Source organism: Arthrobacter citreus, assembly GCF_038405225.1.
GTDB lineage: Bacteria > Actinomycetota > Actinomycetes > Actinomycetales > Micrococcaceae > Arthrobacter_B > Arthrobacter_B citreus_A.
This window is the reverse complement of the sequence record NZ_CP151657.1, coordinates 863508-884929: the sequence shown is the minus strand read 5'-3', so window position 1 is coordinate 884929 and position 21422 is coordinate 863508. Positions and strand designations below refer to the sequence as shown.

At 64.3% G+C, this 21422-nt stretch carries 18 protein-coding genes, 1 tRNA gene and 1 other RNA gene; 8 read left to right on the top strand and 12 right to left on the bottom strand.

Translation table 11 applies throughout. The features are described from left to right. The first annotated feature begins 181 nt into the window (after positions 1–181). Both AAE021_RS04085 and AAE021_RS04080 read left to right on the top strand, forming a co-directional pair. Positions 182–1339: an acyl-CoA dehydrogenase family protein gene (locus tag AAE021_RS04085; protein WP_342024367.1), complete on the top strand. Its 1158-nt coding sequence runs from the start codon at positions 182–184 to the stop codon at positions 1337–1339. A gap of 39 nt (positions 1340–1378) precedes the next feature. After that, complete coding sequence (locus tag AAE021_RS04080) at positions 1379–1951, top strand: peptide deformylase (protein WP_342024366.1); 573 nt, start codon at positions 1379–1381, stop codon at positions 1949–1951. Between the two features lie 96 nt (positions 1952–2047). On the opposite strand, the gene AAE021_RS04075 is transcribed toward AAE021_RS04080, so the two are convergent. From AAE021_RS04075 to rnpB, 3 genes are all read right to left on the bottom strand, one after another. After that, positions 2048–3478, bottom strand: a complete 1431-nt coding sequence (locus AAE021_RS04075) for a glyceraldehyde-3-phosphate dehydrogenase (protein ID WP_342025303.1) — start codon at positions 3476–3478, stop codon at positions 2048–2050. Between the two features lie 242 nt (positions 3479–3720). Next, on the bottom strand, positions 3721–5004 hold the full coding sequence (locus AAE021_RS04070; RefSeq protein ID WP_342024365.1) for an MFS transporter: 1284 nt from the start codon (positions 5002–5004) through the stop codon (positions 3721–3723). A gap of 142 nt (positions 5005–5146) precedes the next feature. Further along, an RNA gene (gene rnpB, locus AAE021_RS04065) (RNase P RNA component class A) lies at positions 5147–5556 on the bottom strand. An 89-nt stretch (positions 5557–5645) separates the two neighbouring features. Between rnpB and AAE021_RS04060 the strand changes: the two genes are divergently transcribed. Then, positions 5646–6407, top strand: a complete 762-nt coding sequence (locus AAE021_RS04060; RefSeq protein ID WP_342024364.1) for a peroxide stress protein YaaA — start codon at positions 5646–5648, stop codon at positions 6405–6407. Here the strand turns inward: AAE021_RS04060 and AAE021_RS04055 are convergent. The 3 genes from AAE021_RS04055 to AAE021_RS04045 all read right to left on the bottom strand — a co-directional run bounded on the left by AAE021_RS04055 (position 6404) and on the right by AAE021_RS04045 (position 9230). Further along, entirely contained in the window at positions 6404–7453 is a 1050-nt protein-coding gene (locus AAE021_RS04055) for a reverse transcriptase-like protein (protein WP_425362444.1), read from the bottom strand. The two genes, AAE021_RS04060 and AAE021_RS04055, sit on opposite strands and share 4 nt — an antisense overlap. Positions 7454–7456: 3 nt before the next feature. Next, a complete protein-coding gene (locus tag AAE021_RS04050; RefSeq protein ID WP_342024363.1) occupies positions 7457–8197 on the bottom strand; it encodes a zinc ribbon domain-containing protein in 741 nt (246 codons plus the stop codon). 70 nt (positions 8198–8267) lie between these two features. Beyond that, on the bottom strand, positions 8268–9230 hold the full coding sequence (locus AAE021_RS04045; RefSeq protein ID WP_342024362.1) for a Nif3-like dinuclear metal center hexameric protein: 963 nt from the start codon (positions 9228–9230) through the stop codon (positions 8268–8270). A gap of 153 nt (positions 9231–9383) precedes the next feature. On the opposite strand from AAE021_RS04045, the gene msrA reads away from it, so the two are divergent. The 3 genes from msrA (at position 9384) to epsC (ending at position 11590) form a co-directional block, all read left to right on the top strand. Next, a complete protein-coding gene (gene msrA, locus AAE021_RS04040; protein WP_342024361.1) occupies positions 9384–9908 on the top strand; it encodes a peptide-methionine (S)-S-oxide reductase MsrA in 525 nt (174 codons plus the stop codon). Between the two features lie 109 nt (positions 9909–10017). Then, positions 10018–10953: a cysteine synthase A gene (gene cysK / locus AAE021_RS04035; RefSeq protein WP_342024360.1), complete on the top strand. Its 936-nt coding sequence runs from the start codon at positions 10018–10020 to the stop codon at positions 10951–10953. A gap of 52 nt (positions 10954–11005) precedes the next feature. Continuing rightward, complete coding sequence (gene epsC / locus AAE021_RS04030) at positions 11006–11590, top strand: serine O-acetyltransferase EpsC (RefSeq protein ID WP_342024359.1); 585 nt, start codon at positions 11006–11008, stop codon at positions 11588–11590. 111 nt (positions 11591–11701) lie between these two features. On the opposite strand, the gene gndA is transcribed toward epsC, so the two are convergent. Together gndA and AAE021_RS04020 are read right to left on the bottom strand one after the other, a co-directional pair. Continuing rightward, positions 11702–13138: an NADP-dependent phosphogluconate dehydrogenase gene (gene gndA, locus AAE021_RS04025; RefSeq protein WP_342024358.1), complete on the bottom strand. Its 1437-nt coding sequence runs from the start codon at positions 13136–13138 to the stop codon at positions 11702–11704. Positions 13139–13214: 76 nt separating this feature from the next. After that, positions 13215–14198: a serine hydrolase gene (locus AAE021_RS04020; protein ID WP_342024357.1), complete on the bottom strand. Its 984-nt coding sequence runs from the start codon at positions 14196–14198 to the stop codon at positions 13215–13217. Positions 14199–14689: 491 nt separating this feature from the next. Here AAE021_RS04020 and AAE021_RS04015 point away from each other — a divergent pair, with 491 nt between their 5' ends. Next, positions 14690–16078: an NAD(P)/FAD-dependent oxidoreductase gene (locus tag AAE021_RS04015; RefSeq protein ID WP_342024356.1), complete on the top strand. Its 1389-nt coding sequence runs from the start codon at positions 14690–14692 to the stop codon at positions 16076–16078. Positions 16079–16155: 77 nt separating this feature from the next. On the opposite strand, the gene AAE021_RS04010 is transcribed toward AAE021_RS04015, so the two are convergent. The 4 genes from AAE021_RS04010 to AAE021_RS03995 form a co-directional block, all read right to left on the bottom strand. Continuing rightward, positions 16156–16228 (bottom strand) — tRNA-Val (locus AAE021_RS04010). Positions 16229–16312: 84 nt separating this feature from the next. Further along, complete coding sequence (locus tag AAE021_RS04005) at positions 16313–17344, bottom strand: NAD-dependent protein deacetylase (RefSeq protein WP_342024355.1); 1032 nt, start codon at positions 17342–17344, stop codon at positions 16313–16315. Then, a complete protein-coding gene (locus AAE021_RS04000; RefSeq protein WP_342024354.1) occupies positions 17341–17736 on the bottom strand; it encodes a redoxin domain-containing protein in 396 nt (131 codons plus the stop codon). Before AAE021_RS04000 ends, AAE021_RS04005 begins: the two co-directional genes overlap by 4 nt. A 94-nt stretch (positions 17737–17830) precedes the next feature. Continuing rightward, a complete protein-coding gene (locus tag AAE021_RS03995) occupies positions 17831–18250 on the bottom strand; it encodes a DUF3052 domain-containing protein (RefSeq protein ID WP_342024353.1) in 420 nt (139 codons plus the stop codon). Between the two features lie 431 nt (positions 18251–18681). On the opposite strand from AAE021_RS03995, the gene aceE reads away from it, so the two are divergent. Then, a complete protein-coding gene (gene aceE / locus AAE021_RS03990) occupies positions 18682–21336 on the top strand; it encodes a pyruvate dehydrogenase (acetyl-transferring), homodimeric type (protein ID WP_342025301.1) in 2655 nt (884 codons plus the stop codon). Positions 21337–21422: the final 86 nt, after the last annotated feature.

Here is a 21422-nt window from a genome sequence, read left to right as displayed (position 1 = left end):
GCAGGTCCAGCTTCCCAAAGGCCGCTCCGGATAATTCGGGGCGGCCTTTGCTGTGTTTGACTGGTAACCGGTGCTGTTCGGGCTTGCGGGGACAGCCACAGTGCTGACGCAGCGCAGACACCGCCACTATGACAACTCAGCCACTAAACCCTGTGTGGCCAGCAAATGAGGAGACGCCGCCTTGGAGCGCAGATTGTTCGAAGAAGACCATGAGCTTTTCCGCGACCTCGCCCGGGAGTTCAACTCCCGCGAGGTTGCTCCCGGGTACGCGCAGTGGGACGCCGAGCACATCATGCCCCGGCAGCTGTGGAAGGCCGCCGGCGAACAGGGCCTGCTGGGCCTGGCGGTTCCGGAGGAATTCGGCGGCGCCGGCATGCCCGACTACCGCTACCGCGCCGTCATGGACGAGGAATTCGCCAGGGCCAACCACCTCGCCGTCGGCCTGGCCTTCCACCTGCACGACGACATGGTTCTCCCCCACCTGCTGGCCTACGGCTCCGATGACCTGAAGCAGCGTTTCCTGCCGGACATGGTCAGCGGCGAGAAAGTCACCTCGGTCGCCTGGACCGAGCCGGGTGCCGGCAGCGACCTGCGCGGGATCCGCACCAAGGCAGTGCGTGCCGACGACGGCGGCTGGCGCCTGAGCGGCCAGAAGACGTTTATTGGCAACGGCATCAGCGGTGACGCATCGCTGGTCCTGGCCCGCACTGACGGCAGCACCGGCCGCGGCGGCAAAGACTCCTTCAGCATGTTCATGGTGGAAAAGACCGAGGGCTACAAGACCGGCGGACAGCTGGACAAGATGGGCCTGAAGGCATCAGACACCGCCGAGCTCTTCTTCGACAACGTCATCGTCCCGGAGGGCAACCTGGTGGGCGAAGTGGGCAGCGGACTGGAGTACGCCGCCGGCCAGCTCCCGCAGGGCCGCCTGGCCATCGCCGTCGCATCCTCCGCCGTCGCCCGGCAGATCTACGAAGCCACCGTGCAGTACACGAAGGAACGCAATGCCTTCGGTGAGCGTGTGGCCGACTTCCAGAACAGCAGGTTTGTCCTCGCCGACATCCTCACCGAGGTGGAGGTGACCGAAGCCTACGTGGACTCGGCCATCCTGGCCTTCAATGAGGGCAAGCTGGACGCCGTTTCCGCGGCCAAGGCCAAGCTGTGGGCCAGCGAACGCGTCAAGTCCATCACCGACCGCTGCCTGCAGCTGCACGGCGGCTACGGCTACATCCTGGAGTACCCGGTGGCCCAGGCATTCCTCGCCGCCCGGCTGCTGACCATTTTCGGCGGCACCTCCGAGATCATGCGCGAAGTCATCGGCCGGCAGATCACCGCGTAGCCGATCTCCCCTTCCATCCGTCCTAGAGAAAGACCAGCAATGACCGTCCGTCCCATTGTCATCCACGGCGAACCCGTACTGCACCGCCGGGCCCTTCCGGTGGAAAAGTTCGATGACGAACTGCGCACCCTGGTTGCCGACATGTACGAAACCATGGATGTGGCGAACGGCGTGGGGCTGGCAGCCACGCAGGTTGGCGTGGGACTGCGGCTGTTCACCTTTGCCTACCAGAACGACGACGACGCACCGGACCGCGGCGTCGTCATCAATCCCGTGCTCATCACCTCCAAGGTGCCCGGTTCCGCCCCGGATCCGGAAGAGGACGCCGAAGGCTGCCTCTCGGTGCCCGGGGAGAATTTCCCGGTGAACCGCGCCGAGTGGGTCAAGATCTCCGGTAGTGACGAGTTCGGGAAACCGCTGGAATTTGAGGCCACCGGCTGGTTTGCCCGGGTCCTGCAGCACGAGTACGACCATCTGGACGGCAAGCTGTACGTGGACAAGCTCAACGACCGGTGGAGCCGCAAGGCCCGCAAGGCCATCAAGGCCAACGGCTGGAACGTTCCGGGGCTGACCTGGATGCCGGGCGTGGACCCCGATCCGTTCGGCCACTAGCAAAGCACCCGCCGAACTGGCAGAAGGTGCGCTTCCCAGGCCTGGGAAGCGCACCTTCTGCCAGTTCGCGGACGGGAACTGTTCGCGGGCCCCCGCTTAGAGCGAGGCGGCAAGCTCCTCGACGCGCGGGAAGGCCGGCGGGTTCACGTGCGCCATTTCCTCCAGCACACGGATGACCTGGCAGCTGTAGCCAAACTCGTTGTCGTACCAGACGTAAAGCACGGCGTTCTTGCCGTTGGAAATGGTGGCCAGGCCGTCCACGATGCCGGCGCGCTTGGATCCCACGAAGTCGGTGGACACGACCTCCGGCGAATCGATGTAGTCGATCTGCTTGTGCAGGTCCGAATTCAGCGACGTTTCCCGCAGGAACGCGTTGATTTCTTCCTTGGTGGTGGACGTCTCGAAGTTCAGGTTCAGGATCGCCATGGACACATCCGGGGTGGGCACGCGGATGGCGTTGCCGCTGAGCTTGCCGGCCAGCTCCGGGAGGGCCTTGGCCACGGCCTTGGCGGCGCCCGTTTCCGTGATGACCATGTTCAGTGCGGCGGAACGGCCGCGGCGGTCACCCTTGTGGAAGTTGTCGATGAGGTTCTGGTCATTCGTGAACGAGTGCACCGTTTCCACATGGCCGTGAATAATCCCGTACTTGTCGTTGAGGACCTTCAGCACCGGGGTGATGGCGTTGGTGGTGCAGGATGCGGCGGTGATGATCTTGTCGTCGTCGCTGATCGACGCGTGGTTGATGCCGTGCACGATGTTCTTCAGGTTGCCCTTGCCCGGAGCCGTGAGCAGCACCCGTGAGACGCCCTTGGCGGCCAAGTGCTGGGACAGTCCCTCTTCGTCGCGCCAGCGGCCCGTGTTGTCCACCACAACGGCGTTGTTGATGCCGTAGGCCGTGTAGTCCACGCTGGCCGGATCATTGGAGTAGATGACCTGGATCAGCGTGCCGTTGGCGAGGATCGTGTTGTTCTCTTCGTCCACCGTGATGGTGCCGTCAAAGGCGCCGTGGACCGAGTCACGGCGCAGCAGCGACGCGCGCTTGACCAGGTCATTGTCCGAGCCCCGGCGAACCACGATGGCGCGCAGCCGAAGGCCCTGCCCGCCGCCGGCGTGGTCGATGAGAATGCGGGCCAGCAGGCGTCCGATGCGGCCAAAGCCATAGAGCACGACGTCGGTGCTGGTGCGGTCGTCAGCACCGTGCCTGCCGGCCACACCGGCCAGCTCCGCGCGGAGGAACTCGACCAGATCCGTTCCGTTGCCCTCGGACTTGTACTTCAGGCTCAGGCGGGCGAGGTCAATGGATGCCGCGCCAAGTTCCAGCCCGGAGAGGGCCTGCAGCAGCGGGAACGTGTCGGAGACCGGCAACTCCACCTCGTCGATCTGCCGGGCAAAGCGGTGCGCCTTGAGAATGTCGATGACTGACCGGTTCACCAGCGGCCGCCCGTAAACGGAAGTGACCACACTGTTTTCCCGGTACAGCCGCCCGATCAGCGGGATCATTGCCTCGGCGATGGCCTCACGGTCCATCCAGGTATCAAGGCAGGCATCGGAGATCTGGCTCAAGATTTTCACATCCTTCTCTCAGCCGGCACTGCTCTGTGCCGGTTGGTCAGGCCACTGCGCCGCGGTGCACTGCGGCTCATGGCTGCAGGACCTGCGGACGTGCGACGTGCGTCCGAGGCCGCGGATATCCCGCGCCTCGGTCCCTCCAAGTGTATTAGGACACACATGACACATCCGCACGCTGCAGGAGATGTTTGTCACATCACCTAGCGGCTTTCGGCTGCGGTCCCCTCCTGGGCAGGCTCCAGATCCTCCAGATGCTTGATGCTGCGCAGCGGGCCGAAGGCCGCCACCGCCGGTGCCAGGACAGCGATGCCGAGGCCGGCGATGATGGCGCCGCGGACGCCGAGCGGGTCCACGAGGGCTCCGCCGATGACTCCGGCTATGGCCAGCATTCCCCAGGTCACCATGCGGGATGCTGATCCGAGCCTGCCCAGCATGCCCGGCGGGCAAACGCGCTGGCGGAAACTCGTGCCGACAACAACGTTCATGGAGATGGCGTAGCCGGCCAGGAAGAGGCCGATGAAGCCGGGAACCAGGCCCCAGCCGGGGGTCATCAGGAGCAGGCTTGCGTAGCCCAGCACTGCGGGGATCATGGAAAACCGCCAGACGGTTCCGGAACCCCAGCGCTGGGTGGCGCGGGTAACGGTGAGCCCTCCCAGGGTGCCGCCCAGGGCGGTGGAAGCGGTCAGGAAGCCCAGCATCGCCCCCGACTCCCCCAGGGTGCGCACCACGAGGATCACCATGAGGGAGACAACAATGGCTCCGCCCAGGTTCCACAGCGCACCGGCGAGGAGGATGGTCCGCAGCGGTGCTGTGCTGAAGCTGTAGCGCAGTCCGTCCCCCATGTCCCGAAAGATCCGGCTCGGGGCGCCGGGTTCAGCCACGGTTTCGGAAACCTTCAGGGTTGCGACGGAGGCCAGGGACGCCGCGGATGCGCCCACCTGCAGCAGGAGCGAGTTCGAGGCGCCCCACGCCCCCGTCAGCCACCCGCCCAAACTGCGCCCGACGGCGTCGGCCGAGGCGGCTGAGCCCGTCATCAGGCCGTTGCCTTCGATCAGTTCCCCGCGCGGCACTGCCCGCGGCAGCAAAGCCGACTCGGCCAGCATGGAAAACACGGCTGCCAGCCCGGAGAGGAAAGAGACCACGAACAATTGCGTCACGGTGAGGCGGTCCAGCCAAAACGCCACCGGAAGAGACAGCAGCACGGTAATCCTCAGTACCAGCGCGGTCATGACCACGGGTTTTCGTCGGTACCTGTCCACCAGGGCGCCGATCGGCAGGCCAAACAGAAGCCAGGGTAGGAAGCCCACGCCGGACAGGGCCGCCACGGCGAAGTCTGAAGCATTCAACTCCACTGCCGCGATCAGGGGAAGAGCCACGGCCGCAACGGATGTGCCGAAGATTCCCGCCGTTGATGAAACCCACAGCGCACGGAAATTCGCGTTGCGGACCACCAGCGGCCGGGGCTTTGTCATCGTTCGGGACATTGCCACAGAATAGTCCCGGGAGCAGCGGCGCCACGTTAATTGCGGCAGTCTTTCGCAAATCCTGTGGAAAAACCGGCATCAGGGCCCCGGCACTCTTGTGCCGGGAGAATCCGCGGGGGCTGAACGCGTTTTCGTGTTTTAGGGGACGGGTTGGCCGATAAGCCGGGTTTTGTAGCTCCGGACCGTTACCGAAACCGGAGGCGGCAATCATCCATCTAGGAACGCCGTTGCCGGCGCCCTCAAGCGGCCTACCCGGACACATCGGGCGAGCAGCCCTCAAACGTGTCCTGTATGGCCTTGCTCCGGGTGGGGTTTACCTAGCCGCTCCGGTCACCCGGAACGCTGGTGGTCTCTTACACCACCTTTTCACCCTTACCGAGGGCAATCATTCCCTATAAGAGGAACACTGCCCGCGGCGGTTTCTTTTCTGTGGCACTGGCCTGCGGGTTTCCCCGAGTGGGCGTTACCCACCACCCTGCTCTGCGGAGCCCGGACTTTCCTCGGCGGCTCCCTTTCGAAAAAAGGAACCAACGCGATCGCCTGGCCAACCCGTCCAGCCTCAATGCTACCGCCTTGCGCATGGTTCTCCTGATTCGGGGGTCCCGGACGGAGGGCACGCGGGCCTCGCGTAGGATTAATTGGTGCTGATTCTGCTGCCTCCCTCCGAAGGAAAAACACCGGCTGTCACCGGTTCCGCCTTTGACCCCGACAAACTGCACTTCCCCGGGCTCACCGATGCGCGAAAAAAGGTGTTGGCAGCCCTGGCAGAGGCCAGCGCAGCCGACGACGCTCACACCATTTTGGGCGTCGGTCCGTCGCTGGCGGCTGAGGTGCGCCGAAACGCCGTGCTCCACAACGAGCCCTGTGCCCCGGCCCACCGCATCTACTCCGGCGTCCTGTATGACGCCCTGGGCTATGCGGATATGACACCCGCGCAGCAGGCCAAAGCCGACGCCGCCGTCGTCGTCATCTCCGGACTGTGGGGTGCCCTGGGCTTCAGCGATCCGATTCCCGCGTACCGGCTGTCGATGGCCGTAAAACTGCCGGAAACCGGCAAACTGGCGTCCTTCTGGAAGAAGCACCTGACTGGGGTCTTGGACGAGTACTCGGCCGGGCATCTGGTGGTGGACTGCCGGTCCAGCACCTATGCGGCGGCGTGGGGGCCGGAACCGTCGACGGCCGCCGCCGTCAACGTCTTCCAGGTGCGCAACGGAAAACGGACCGTGGTTTCACACTTCGCCAAGCACACCCGTGGGGAGCTCGCCCGTCATCTGCTCACCCGGGACGGCAGCGATCCCGCCACACCGGAAGAGCTACTAGCGGCAGCGCAGGAAAAGTGGGAGGCGGAGCTGGTGCCGGCCACCGCCCGCAAGCCGTTCGCGCTGAACATCATCCTGGCTTAGTCCGCCACAAGCTCCACTTCGAAGCCTTCGGCGTTTTCGAGATATGCGGCGTAGTGGTTCTGCCCGCCGGCGTGCGGGTGCTTGTCCGCAAAAAGCAGTGTCCAGCCGTGGCTGTCCGCCCGGCGGACAAGCAGATCCACCTCGGCCCGTGCGCCTGCGTGGAAAGCGAGGTGGTTGAGCCCCGGGCGCCGGCGCTCATGGGCGGCATCCAGCACATCGGGCCCGGACTCGATGACGATATAACCGTCGGCGCCCTGCCACTTCGCACCGGTGTCCCAGGAGTCGGCGCGCACGTAGCCCAGGCGTTCCAGCAGCCAGCCCAGGGATGCTTCCGCGGCCGGAAAGTCCCGGACCCAGAGCTCCGTGTGGTGGATCCGACCGGTCGGCACGGGGGCTTCAACGGGTGGGTCTTGGCTTTCTTCAGCGTCCCCGGCTGTACTACTGGCCTGCCCGGCCGTGACATCGGTTTCACCACGGGAAGCAGCGAATGCCGCCCCGCCCTGGAGCGCCAGACCCCCCTTGTGGACCCAGGGGACCCCGGCCATCCCGGCGTCCATGGCCTCGTTGGACAGCCGGTCGGCGTCCTTGTTCAGCTCACGCGGAATCCACTGGTACTTCACCCGGCGCGGGTTGACGATCCCGCGTGCCTTGGCGGCGAGCCGCTGCATGTCCTCATGCTTGATTTTCCAGCGCCCGCTCATTTGCTCCACCACAAGCTTGGAGTCCATCTTGGCGAGGATCCAGCAGTCGGGATCAATCTCGTGGGCCATCTCCAGCGCTGCAAGCAACCCGGAATACTCGGCCACGTTGTTGGACGCCTTACCGATGTACTCGGCCTTTTCCGCCAGGATTACCCCGGTTTCCGGATCGCGCACCAGCGCGCCGTAGCCGGCGTGCCCCGGGTTGCCGCGGGAACCGCCGTCGGCCTCCACAATGAGGGTGCGGCGGGTTGCTGCCGCGGTCCGTCCACCGGCAGGAGCCGCGCTTTGGGGAGCACCGGCACCTTCGGAAAGATCGGCAGTGTCGGACGGGTCAAACAGGGTCACGGATCAGCTGCCCCACTCGGCGGAACGGACCAGGATGCAGCCGGAATCCGGGCAAAACACAATATCGTCCTCGGCGGCGCGGCGGATGTCGGCAAGGTCACCGGGGCTCAGCTGCATGCCGGAGCCTTCGGATGTGCCGTTGAACAGCCGCGCGGCGCCAATGCCGTTCTTGGCGAGGGTCTTCTCGTACACCGCAAGCAGGGCCGGCTCAAAGGTATCGGCCAGTTCGGCGCGCTCGGCAACAGCGGCGGCACGCTCGGCCTCAATCTCCGCCAGTTCGGCGTCGCGTGCTTCCTCCAGGACTGCCACCTCGGCGTCCAGGGCACGGGCTGCGTCCCGGAACTGCTCCTCGGCGGCTTTCGCTGCCTCCAGTCGCTCCATGACTTCGAGCTCCACGTCCTCCAGGTCGGAGCGCCGGCGTTTCAGCGATTCCATTTCGCTTTGCAGGGCAGTGAGTTCCTTGGAGCTGCCCTTTCCGCTGTCCAGGTGGTTCTGGTTGCGCTCAATGCGCGCTACGACAGAGGCAACATCGGCCTCTGCGCGGGTGAGTTCGCGGGAAACATCCGCCGCCTCGGTGGATGCTGCCACCAGCTTGCTCTGCGCGGCGGCGCGCTGCACGCCAAGGTCCGCGATGGCCGAGTTGTCGCTGACGCTGCGAGCCCGGTTCCGGAGTTTACGAATATTACTGTCCAGAGCCTGCAAATCGAGCAGCCTCAGCTGCTCCGCCGACGATGCTTTTGCCACCGAAAAACCTCCACCTATGACCGGACCAACTTGGCCGGTTCTTCCCCCTAGCCTATGCCAAGGGCGCGGGTCAGTTCAGCCCGGGGGTCAGCACAAAGTCCCATGGATCGGTGTTGGTGCCGCTGATCCGGATCTCCGCGGTAAAGCCCTGGTCATTGAGGACGTTCTCGAGGGCGTTGGCCGCAGGGGTCAACCACAGCCATTCACTGCCAAAATGGGACACATCGATCAGGTACGGCCGCCCGTTGACGGCGGCTTCCCGGGCCTCCGACGCCGGATGGTGGCGCAGGTCCGCTGTGACGTAAACGTCAGCGTGATGCCGGCGAACGGCGTCAAAAAGGCTGTCTCCGGCGCCGCCGCAGACAGCAACCCGGCGGACAAGTCCGTGCGGATCACCGGCCACGCGGACACCGCCGGCCACGGCGGGCATGATGCTGAAGACAAGTTTCGCGAAGTCCGCGAGGGTGGTGGCCTCGGGCAGGTCCCCCACCCGGCCAATGCCTTCCTCGGGCAGTCCGTCCTCGGCACGGACCAGCGGTTCAACGTTTCCGAGGCCGAAGGCATCCGCCAACACATCGGACACACCGCCGACGGCGCTGTCTCCGTTGGTATGCACGGTCAGCAGCGCACAGCCGCCTTCAATCAGGCGGTGGACCACGTCACCTTTGAATCCGGTTCCGGCCACCGAATGGACCGGCTTCAGGAACAGCGGGTGATGGGTCAGCAGCAGGTCCGCGCCCCATTCCAGGGCCTCGTCGATCACCTCAGTGGTGGGGTCCACGGCAAACAGGATGCGTTCCACGGGGCGGGAGGGGCGGCCGGCCACCAAACCGACGGCGTCCCAGCCTTCGGCCAATGCTTCGGGCCACAGTTCCTCGGCAGCAAGCAGGACATCGCCAAGGGTAGGAACGGAGCCTGTTGCCGCTTCAGCGGAATCCCCCGCTGCTGCGGGCTTCGTGCTGTCATCCGGCGCTGCGGGGACCGTTCCCGGTGCCGCCGGTGCGCTGCCTTCGGCGGGCTTGTCTGTTTCCATAGTTTCAGTTGTACCCGCTCGGGTACCCCCGCTCAATTCGGCCGCGCCGTGCCGCCCGGAGTTCCGGGCCGCCTGTGGCGCGGCACAGGCCGTGGCCCCGGAGCAAACCGCTAGCCGGGAATTGTTCCGGGCCCGCGTGCATTGATAGAGGGTATGAAGACCTATGTACTTGGCGGAGGCTGCTTTTGGTGCCTCGACGCGCTCTATCAAAAGACCCGAGGGGTCACCGAGGTTGTTTCCGGCTACACCGGCGGACACACCGCCCGGCCGGATTACTACAGCGTCTGCTCGGGAACCACGGGCCACGCAGAGGTTGTTGCGGTCACATTTGACGAGGACATCGTCCCTGGCGAAGTCATCCTGGACATGTTCTTCATCTCGCATGACCCCACCACGCTGAACCGTCAGGGCTATGACGTCGGCACGCAGTACCGGTCCTCGATGTTCTACTCGGACGAGACCCAGCGTGAGGAATTCGAGAAGGCGCGGGACCGCGCCCAGGCACATTGGGACAATCCGATCGTGACGGAAATCTCTCCGCTGCCCGAGTTCCATGTGGCGGAAGAGGAACACCAGAACTTCTACGCGAAGCACCCCGAACAGGGCTACTGCCAGGTGATCATCAACCCCAAGCTCGCCAAGGCCCGGAAATATTACGCCGAATGGCTTGACAACTGATACTCACCCGTGCTGGAGGATAAGCTGGAGCGGGCCCCCGCTGCAGCTATCTTCCACCGGCGTTGAGGCGCAGCACTTCGAAGACACTCCAACGGATTGAGGACACACCATGGCAAGGATTTACGACGACGTGACGCAGCTGGTCGGCGGCACGCCGCTGGTGAGGCTGAACCGGCTGACGAAGGGCCTGGACGCTGAGGTCGCCGTCAAGCTGGAGTTCTACAACCCGGCCAACAGCGTGAAGGACCGGATTGGCGTCGCCATTGTGGATGCCGCGGAAAAGGCAGGTGCGCTGAAGCCCGGCGGCACCATCGTTGAAGGCACCTCCGGCAACACCGGCATCGCCCTGGCCATGGTCGGAGCCGCCCGCGGCTACAAGGTCATCCTCACCATGCCGGAAACCATGTCCACGGAACGCCGTGTCATGCTCCGGGCCTACGGTGCCGAGATTGTCCTGACCCCCGGATCCGAAGGCATGCGCGGCGCCGTGGACAAGGCCAAGGAAATCGTGGCAACCACGGAGAACGCCATTTGGGCTCAGCAGTTCGCCAATGCCGCCAACCCCGAGGTGCACCGCCAGACCACCGCTGAGGAAATCTGGGAAGACACCGACGGCAAGATTGACATCTTTGTCGCCGGCGTCGGCACCGGCGGTACGGTCACCGGCGTCGGACAGGTCTTGAAGAAGCGCAATCCCGGCGTGCAGATCGTGGCCGTCGAGCCCAAGGACTCGGCGATCCTCAACGGCGGATCCCCCGGTCCCCACAAGATTCAGGGCCTGGGCGCCAACTTTGTCCCCGAGGTGCTGGACACTGACATCTATGACGAGGTCATTGACGCATCCATCGAGGACTCCGTGGCCACTGCCCGTGCCCTGGGCACGCAGGAAGGCATCCTGGGCGGCATCTCCTCCGGAGCCATCGTCTGGGCAGCCCTGGAGCTGGCCAAACGCCCGGAGAACGCCGGTAAGCTGATTGTCGCCATTGTCTGCGACTTCGGAGAGCGCTACATCTCCACCGTGCTGTACGACGACATCCGCGGCTGAGACCCGCCTTCCACCGGTTTCCGACCGGATCCACCCGAGCAGAAAGTCCTCTGTGAGCCTGATTGCACGCCTGCGTGAAGACCTCGACGCCGCCGCGTCCCATGATCCGGCCGCGCGCGGCTCCCTCGAGAACATCGTGGTCTACTCGGGGCTTCACGCCATCTGGATGCACCGCCTGACGCACCGGATGTGGGCCCGGCCGGGGCTGCGTTTCCCGGCCCGGGTGCTGTCCCAGCTAACCCGCTTTGCCACCGGGATCGAGATCCACCCCGGGGCCACCATTGGGCGGCGGTTTTTTATTGACCACGGCATGGGCGTAGTGATCGGTGAAACGGCCGAGATCGGCGACGACGTCATGCTGTACCACGGCGTGACCCTCGGCGGGCGTTCCCTGGCACGGATCAAGCGGCACCCGACCATTTGTGACGGCGTGACCGTGGGCGCCGGCGCGAAGATCCTGGGCCCGGTGACGATCGGCAAGAACAGTGCCGTCGGTGCCAACGCCGTCGTGGTGAAGGATGCCCCGGCCGATTCCATCATTACCGGAATTCCGGCCCGCTGGCGCCACCGCCAGATCAAGGAAACACAGCCCGCGGTGGATCCGGCGGAGTACATCGATCCGGCCATCTATATCTGAGCCGACACTGCAGATGAACTGATTGACCTGCCTCGGGGCAGGAAAAGGCCGCCGCCACCCTCAGGGTGACGGCGGCCTTTTTGATGCTCCCGGCTGGGAGCGGCTGCTTCTTTAGTGGGTGTCCACTGCCGCAATCTCGGAACGGTCCGCGCCCCACAGTGTGTGGAACGTGCCTTCGTCGTCAACGCGGTGGTACGTGTGTGCGCCGAAGAGGTCCCGCAGGCCCTGGGTCAGTGCGGCGGGCAGGCGCTTGCGGCGCAGTCCGTCGTAGTAGGCCAGGGAAGAAGAGAACACGGGCACGGGAATGCCCAGCTGGACCGCGACGGACACCACGCGGCGCCAGGCCGGCAGAGCGGCTGCTATGGACTCGGCGAAGGCCGGGGCGAGCAGCAGGTTCGCCGGAGCGGCATCGCCGGCGTACGCCTTCATGATGTCGTCCAGCAGCTCGGCGCGGATGATGCAGCCGGCACGCCACAGCGATGCGATCTCATCCAGCTTCAGGTCCCAGCCGTAGGTCTTGGCGGCACCGGTGAGCATGTCGATGCCCTGCGCGTAGCTGACGAGCTTGGAGGCGTACAGCGCCTGCCGGACGTCTTCCACGAAGGTGTCCGGCAGTTCCACGGTGGACTCGCCGCCGGCCAGGATTTCCTGAGCCTCTTCGCGCTGGTCGCGCTGGGAGGACAGGGCCCGGGCAAAGACCGACTCGGCGATGGCGGACACGGGCGAGCCCAGGTCCAGGCCGGAAACGACGGTCCAGCGGCCGGTGCCCTTCTGACCGGCGGAGTCCACGACGACGTCGACAAACGGCTTGCTGGTCTTGGCATCGGTGTGAGCCAGGACCTCGGCGGTGATTTCAATCAGGAACGAGCTGAGCTGGCCGGTGTTCCATTCGGTGAAGATCTTGGCCTGTTCGGCCGGTTCGATGCCTGCGGCCGAACGCAGCAGATCATAGGCTTCCCCGATGACCTGCATGTCGGCGTATTCGATGCCGTTGTGCACCATCTTGACGAAGTGGCCGGCACCGTCGGTGCCGATCCAGGTGCAGCACGGGTCGCCGTCGTACTTCGCCGCGATCTTTTCCAGCATCGGGCCCAGGGAATCGTAGGATTCCTTGGAGCCGCCGGGCATGATGGACGGGCCCAGCAGGGCACCTTCCTCGCCGCCGGACACGCCGACGCCCACAAAGTGCAGGTCCTTTTCGGCCAGCGCAGCCTCACGGCGGCGGGTGTCCTCGTAATGGGAGTTGCCGGCATCGATGACGATGTCGCCTGCTTCCAGCAGCGGCACCAGCTTTTCGATGACGGAGTCAACGGGTGCTCCGGCCTTGACCATGATCAGGACCCGGCGCGGCTTTTCCAGCGAATCAACCAGTTCCTGCAGGGATTCGGTGCGGATGAAGTCGCCCTCGTCGCCGTGTGCTTCCAGCAGTGCGTCAGTCTTCTCGATGGACCGGTTGTGAAGGGCCACGGTATAGCCGTTCCGGGCCAGGTTACGGGCCAGGTTTGCTCCCATTACTGCCAGACCGGTGACGCCAATTTGTGCGCTCAAGTTTTCTCCAGAATTCTTCGGGGCCCCAGCCAGGGGCGTGGCGATCGGCGCTCACCCGCCGTCTTCACCCTCCAGCCTATGCTTCCGGGCCACCGGCCCGCCACACGGAGCCGTGCGTGTCGCCGGTGTCCCTGCCCGGGATCCCGGTACTGGTGCCTCCGGTCGTTTCGAAAGCGTTAATGACCCCGGCCACTTCCTCCACCGCCGATATGCCGTCCTCCATTGATCCGCTTCCGGCTGTCAGGACCACCACCGCGTATTCAGAGCCGCCGGCGCGCACAAAGCCGACGCTTCCCACGTTCCACGCCAGGTCATCGTCCTGAAGCCAACCGTTTTTCAGCGCGATCTTGGCGCCGCTCTCCTCCAGCCCGGCGCTGATCCCCCACCGCTGGCTGTCCTCCACGTTTTCCATCAGCTCGACGGCGTAATCCTGCAGGCCGCCGCTGATCCAGTCCACCCCTTCTAGGAGCGCACGGGCGATCTTCAGCTGATCCCCGGCCCGGGTGTCGTTGGCTCCCCAGATTTCCGTGGCGCTGGTTTCCGTTACCCCCAGCAGCTCATACGTCCGGGACAACTCAGGTGCCCCGCCAACGGACTGGTACAGCTCAGTCGTCGCGTCATTGTCGCTGTACTCGATCATCATGACGGAAAGGTATTCCTCTTCCAGCGTCAGCTGCCGTTCCTCTTCTGTCGCCTGCCGCAGCAGCGTCAGCAGGATCGGGACCTTCACCAGGCTGGCTTCCAGATACGTTCCGCCGTCGTTGTAATACCAGGACCGTCCGGTCGACTTCTCATAAATTGCCGCGGAAAACTGGGAGCCGGTCTCAGCGGCGTAATCCGTTAAGGCGTCGTCGAGCTGGCGTGCTTCCTGCTCCGGCAGTGCATCGGACGGCGCTGCCTTCGTGGTGGACTCTGCCGCAGCCTTGACCTGTTCTGTTGCCGTTACCCCGGCGCAACCGGCGGTCAGCGGGATCAACAGGGCAGCAGCCGCTGCGAGCGTTCGCCGGAGGACCGGACGCCGCCGAAAAAAAGTACGTGACGATTCCGTCTGCAAAAGCATGCGCCCCCTGTTCCTGTCTGGTTTCGTACCGTTATTCAGGAATAGCAGCGGAGCCTGTCCGTCATCTGTGTGACCCACCGGTTTCCGGCGCAAATCCAAGGCCTCCGCAAGCTCCCGGTGGCTAACTTCACCTTCAGGGCCCGGAGAACTCTACCCGCTCAACCGGCCCAACACCGCTTCGCGGCCCTTTGGTTCCGCCACTTTTGACTTGCCCCGGCAGAACTGATTCGGTTGCAGTGCGGCCGGCCGGCGCTACGGGCCCCGGGCTGGCCGTACGCAAACTGTGCCGGAACACCGCTTTTGCCGGTTCTGCCTGAACGACTTGCCGCCCCTTTCTCCTGACGGATCTGATCCGGGCGCTGCACTTCCGCTTCGCTGAACAGCAGCCTCAACACGGGCGCTGCTGATGTTTGCACTTTTGCGCACCGCTGCTCCCCCTCCGGACCGGGAACGCCTCACCGCGGCACCGGGGCCCCGAACCAAGGAGACACATGACACAACGGGTAGGAATCATCGGAGCCGGTCCCAGCGGCATGGCTCAGCTGCGGGCCTTCGAGTCGGCACGCAAGCTCGGAGCGGAAATTCCGGACATCATCTGCTTCGAGAAACAGGCGGACTGGGGCGGGCAGTGGAATTACACCTGGCGGACCGGGCTGGACGGGGCCGGCGAACCAGTGCACTCCAGCATGTACCGGCATCTCTGGTCCAACGGACCCAAGGAGTGCCTGGAGTTTGCCGACTACACCTTTGACGAACACTTCGGCCGCCCTATTTCCTCCTACCCTCCGCGCGAAGTCCTCTTCGACTACATCAAGGGCCGGGTGGAAAAGAGCGATGTGCGCAGGTACGTCCGCTTCAACACTGCGGCCCGGTGGGTCACCTGGGACGAGGCCGCCGATGAGTTCACCGTTCAGGTGGAAAACCTTGTAACGGGCCTCACTGAGACGCACGTCTTCGACAAACTGGTGGTGGCCACCGGGCACTTTTCGAGCCCCGTTGTACCGGAGTTTGCAGGGATCAATACGTTCCCGGGCGAGGTCCTGCACGCCCACGACTTCCGCGGGGCCGAACGCTTCGCCGGGCGCAATGTCCTGATGATCGGCAGCAGCTATTCCGCGGAGGACATTGGCTCGCAGGCCTACAAGATGGGTGCCAGCTCAGTCACCATCAGCTACCGCAGCCATGAACTTGGCTACGACTGGCCCGAAGGCATTGAGGAGCGCCCGCTGGTGACCGGCTTCAACGGCAGCACTGCTTCTTTCCTGGACGGCACAACGCAAGACTTCGACGCCGTCGTACTGTGCACCGGGTACCGCCACACGTACCCCTTCCTGCCCTCTGATCTGTCCCTGGTCTCGCGCAACGTCCTCTACCCCGGGAACCTGTACAAGGGCATCCTGTGGCAGGAGAACCCCAACCTGATCTACCTGGGCATGCAGGACCAGTACTACACGTTCAATATGTTCGATGTGCAGGCCTGGTACGCCCGCGACCTGATGATGGGCCGGATCGGGATACCTTCCGCCGAGGCACGCGCCGCGGACATAGCCGCCTGGCATTCGGCGCAGGATGCCCTGGAAACGCACGATGACGAGGCCGATTTCCAAAGCGCCTATGTGCGGGACCTCATGGACCGGACGGACTACCCCACCTTCGATCTGGACGCCGTCTCCGAGCTGTTCAAGGCCTGGATGAGGGAGAAGAAGCAGGACATCATGGGCTACCGCGACAGGGTGCACCGGTCGGTCATGACCGGCACCATGTCACAGCCGCACCACACACCGTGGATTAGGGCGATGGATGACACCCTGGAGGCCTACCTTGCACCGGGGCCGGTGTCCGGGTCGGAGCTTCCGCAGGAGGCCCTGGCCGTCCGCTAGCCGGGTGCAGACAGCAGAAAACCCCGCCGTCCGGAACCGGATGGCGGGGTTTTCTTGTTTACCGCTTACTTCTGCGGTGGGTCCTACCGGGATCGAACCGATGACATCCACGGTGTAAACGTGGCGCTCTACCAGCTGAGCTAAAGACCCTTTGTGACCGTTATGCCTTTCAAGTTCTCCTTGATCAGCGCCGCATCACGAGGAATTACTTTACCCGACGCTTTGGGAAATTACCTAATCAGAGCCCTGTTGCCCCTGCCCATCGGGGAATCGGCGGGTGAGGTCGGGCAGTTCGGAAGCCAGATATTCCAGCGCCGTGGCCACGCCCGCTTCGATTTTCACGTCCGCGAGATCGTCGCCGCGGGTGCTCCCCCGGTTAATGATCACCACCGGCTTACCGGTTTTATGCGCATGCTTAACAAAGCGCAGCCCGCTCATGACCGTCAGCGAAGAACCCGCAACCACGAGCGCATCGGCTGCGTTCAGCATGGCGAAGGCGGCCGCCACCCGGTCCCGGGGCACGTTCTCGCCGAAGTACACGAAGTCGGGCTTGAGCATGCCGCCGCAGACAGGACAGTCAGCCACCACAAAGTCCGCGGTGTCCTCGACGTCGGCATCGGCGTCGGGGGCGATGTCCCCGTCCAGCCGGGTGCGCTCCAGGAATCCGGGATTCAGCTCTTCGAGCAGCCGGGACACCGTTTGGCGCGAATAGCGGGTGCCGCAATCCAGGCACAGCACCCGGTCGAAGCGCCCGTGCAGGTCAACGCACAGGGCGCTGCCGGCATCGGTGTGCAGCCGGTCAACGTTTTGGGTGATCAGCCCGGTGGTCAGGCCCCGGCGTTCCAAGCGGGCGACGGCGGCGTGTCCGGCGTTGGGTGCGGCATGCCGCAGATGGTGCCAGCCCACGTGGTTCCGCGCCCAGTAGCGCCGGCGGAGATCGTCGTCGCCCACGAATTCCTGGTACGTCATGGGCTTGCGCGGCGGCGCCTCCGGCCCCCGGTAATCCGGAATTCCGGAGTCCGTGCTTAAACCGGCGCCGGTGAGGACAGCGATCCGTCGGCCGCTCAGCAGCTCGACGGCGCGGCGCAGGCCGCGCTCCTCCTCGGGTGTGGGTGCCGGTGCGGCCGGTGTTGCCGGCTCCGACCGGACAAATCCGGTAAGTCCCAGGCCCGGGCGGGCCTCGGAGGGAGAGGAACCGGATGAAGCAGGTCCGGGGGCCGGCGATCCGGATCCCGAACCTGCGTATGGCTGTGGTGCGTGGGTCATGCCGGGGGTATCTCCTTGAGTGCATCCAGATAGGCCTGCAAAGGACGGGGCGATCCAGGATCCGACCGGATCTCGCTGCGGATCAGTCCCCCACCATCGATGATAAACGAGGCCCGCACCGGGCGGCCGAGCTCCGCGTCGAAAGCACCGTAGGCTTCGGACACCTGTCCGTGCGGCCAAAAGTCGGCCAGCAGGTCAAAGGTGTATCCGCGCTGCTGCGCATAGGCCCGCAGTGCGTACTTGGAGTCGCAGGAAACCGCCAGCATTCTGGCTCCCGCACGGTTGATCTCTGTCTGGGCGCCCTGCAGTTCATCCAGCTCTCCGGTGCATACACCGGAGAAGGCGAATGGATAAAAGACCAGGACGACGGGCGTTCCCCGCAAGGCCGCCAAGGCCAAGGGTTCGCCAAATTGGTTGGAAAGCACAAAGTCCGGAGCCGGGCGCTGCCGAACAGCAACCGGTTCCGGACTTTGAGGCAAACCGGTGCTACTTCTTGCGGCGGGCGACGAGGCGGGTTGCGGCCCAGTCGCTGCTGACTGCTGGTGATGTAGTAACGTGCAGGCCCGCTGTGGGTGCTGCCTCTTCAATATCGGCAGGCGGAACGTACCCGTCCCGTCCCGATTTGGGAGTCAGGACCCAGACAACGCCGCCGTCGTCGAGGGTGGTGATGGAATCCACCAGGGCGTCCACCAGATCCCCGTCGTCGGAACGCCACCAGAGGATGACTCCGTCTACGACTTCGTGGTCCTCCTCCGTCAGGAGCTCGCTCCCCACCAAGTCCTCGAGGCCGTCTCGGAGGTCGAAATCGACGTCCTCGTCGTAACCGAATTCCTGAATCAGGTCTTGGTCTTTGAAACCCAATCTTCCCGCCACGTTCTTATCCGTGACGGCTTCGGCCTCGCTCACTTCACTCCTCCTGGTTGACTGCATAAATACAAGGGAATCACATATTTGGGCGAGATGTGGTGTCTAGGACACAAGCCAACACCTTTTGTCCGGAACCTACAAGGTTCCGGCGGCAAGGTATCGCATGCGCGGGTACGCGTCCCGTGCGCGGACGGGTAATGTCGAACCGAAGCCCAACCGCCGTTAGCGAACGGGCTACGCAACACCCGTCCGCCGGGACTAGAGTGGAGCGAAGAGGCTCCGGAGGCACCAGCATCCGCGCAGCCGAGAGTGATCGCCCGGTAAAGAGACCGGATCCCCACAGACGTATTCGTGCAGACACAATCTGTACATGAGAGAGGTTTGCCGTGGCCGCAGAAGACACAACGGACATCCTGAGCGGGTTAACCAACCAGCTCCCGGACCGTGACCCCGAGGAGACCGCGGAATGGATGCAGTCACTCGATGAACTGATCCGTTCCCAGGGCACCGAAAGGGCCCAGTACATCATGCGTTCCCTGCTCCAGCGCGCCGGTGCGCAGTCGGTTGGCGTTCCCATGGTCACCACCACTGACTATGTGAACACCATTCCCGTGGATCAGGAACCGGAATTCCCGGGCGACGAGGAAGTCGAGCGGCGCTACCGCGCATGGCTGCGCTGGAATGCCGCCATCATGGTGCACCGCGCCCAGCGTCCCGGAATCGGCGTCGGCGGACACATCTCCACCTATGCCGGTGCAGCAACCCTTTATGAAGTGGGCATGAATCACTTCTTCCGGGGCAAGGACCATCCGGGCGGCGGAGACCAGATTTACTTCCAGGGTCACGCCTCCCCCGGCATGTACGCGCGTGCCTTCCTTGAAGGCCGGCTGTCCGAAGAAGACATGGACGGGTTCCGGCAGGAGAAGTCCCGCGAGGGACACGCTCTTTCCTCGTACCCGCACCCGCGCTCGATGCCGGACTTCTGGGAGTTCCCCACCGTGTCCATGGGTATTGGCCCCATGAACGCGATCTACCAGGCGCAGTCCAACCGGTACCTGCAGAACCGCGGTCTCAAGGACACGTCCGACCAGCACGTCTGGGCCTTCCTGGGCGACGGCGAAATGGATGAGCCTGAATCGCGCGGCCTGCTCCAGCTTGCAGCCAACGACAAGCTGGACAACCTGACGTTCGTGGTGAACTGCAACCTGCAGCGCCTCGACGGTCCGGTGCGCGGCAACGGCAAGATCATGCAGGAACTGGAAGCCTTCTTCCGGGGCGCCGGCTGGAACGTCATTAAGGTTCTTTGGGGCCGCGAGTGGGACTCGCTGCTGGAGAAGGACAAGAACGGCGCGCTGGTGGACATCATGAATTCCACCCCCGACGGCGACTACCAGACCTACAAGGCCGAGAACGGCGGCTTTGTCCGCGAGCACTTCTTCGGCAAGAGCCCCGAGACCAAGGAACTGGTCGCGAGCCTCACCGATGAGGAAATCTGGCAGCTCAAGCGCGGCGGGCATGACTACCGCAAGGTCTACGCTGCGTACAAGGCCGCCATGGAGTTCAAGGGCAAGCCGACCGTCATCCTGGCCCACACGGTCAAGGGCTACGGCCTGGGCACGCACTTCGAGGGACGCAACGCGACCCACCAGATGAAGAAGCTGACCCTGGATGATCTGAAGGCCTTCCGCGACCACCTGCGGATCCCGATCAGCGACGAGCAGCTCGAAGCCGATCCGTACCAGCCCCCGTACTACAACCCGGGCCCCGACGCTCCGGAGATCAAGTACATGCTTGAGCGCAGGCGCGAACTCGGCGGCAACGTTCCCGAGCGCCGGGTCAAGCACGCACCGGTGAAGCTGCCGGATGAAAAGGCGTACGAGGTTGCCAACCGCGGTTCCGGCAAGCAGATGGCCGCCACCACCATGGCCTTCGTGCGTTTGCTCAAGGACCTCATGCGGGACAAGGAATTCGGCAAGCGGATTGTGCCGATCATCCCCGATGAAGCACGCACCTTCGGCATGGACTCTTTCTTCCCGACGGCAAAGATCTACAACCCCAAGGGACAGAATTACCTCTCCGTGGACCGGGACCTCGTCCTGGCCTACAAGGAGTCCCCGCAGGGCCAGATTGTGCACGTGGGCATCAACGAAGGCGGTTCCATCGCTGCGTTCACCGCGGCCGGCACTGCCTACGCCACCCATGGTGAACCGCTGATTCCGGTGTACGTCTTCTACTCGATGTTCGGGTTCCAGCGCACCGGTGACTACATCTGGGCAGCCAGCGACCAGATGGCCCGCGGCTTCCTGATTTCGGCAACCGCAGGACGCACCACCCTGACCGGTGAGGGCCTGCAGCACGCTGACGGCCATTCACCGATCCTGGCCTCGACAAACCCGGCTGTGAAGACCTACGACCCGGCCTACGGGTACGAGATCGGGCACATTGTCCGGCACGGCCTTGAGGAGATGTACGGCCCGGATTCGAAGGATCCGAACGTCATCTACAACATCATGGTTTACAACGAGCCGATCCTGCAGCCGAAGGCTCCTGAGGAGCTGGACGTCGAAGGCATCATCAAGGGCATCTACCTGCTGGCGCCGGCCAAGATCGACGGCCCCCGCGCCCAGCTGCTGGCCTCCGGCGTTGCCGTGCCGTGGGCTCTGGAAGCCCAGAAGATCCTGGCCGAGGACTGGGGCGTTTCCGCCGATGTCTGGTCAGTAACTTCCTGGAACGAGCTTCGCCGCGATGGCCTGGCTGCCGAGGAGGACGCGTTCCTGCACCCCGACGCCGAACCCCGCGTGCCGTTTGTCACCAAGCAGCTCGCAGGCGCCACCGGACCGATCGTCGCCAGCACGGACTATATGAAGGCCGTACCGGACCAGATCCGGCAGTTCGTTCCCAACGAATTCGCCACTCTCGGTGCTGACGACTTCGGGTTCGCTGACACCCGGGCCGCCGCACGCCGGTACTTCAAGATCGATTCGCACTCCATGGTTGTCCGGACCCTGGAAATGCTCGCCCGCCGCGGCGAGGTTGACGCCAGTGCGCCGACTGAAGCGATCAAGAAGTACGACCTGCTCAACGTGAATGCGGGAACCTCCGGCAACGCCGGCGGCGACGCCTAAGCGTTCAGGCAGCTCCTGCGCCAAGGGTTTCCTGAATAGGGCATCTTCTGGATACAGGGTCTCCTGGATACAGGAGTAAAGAAGAG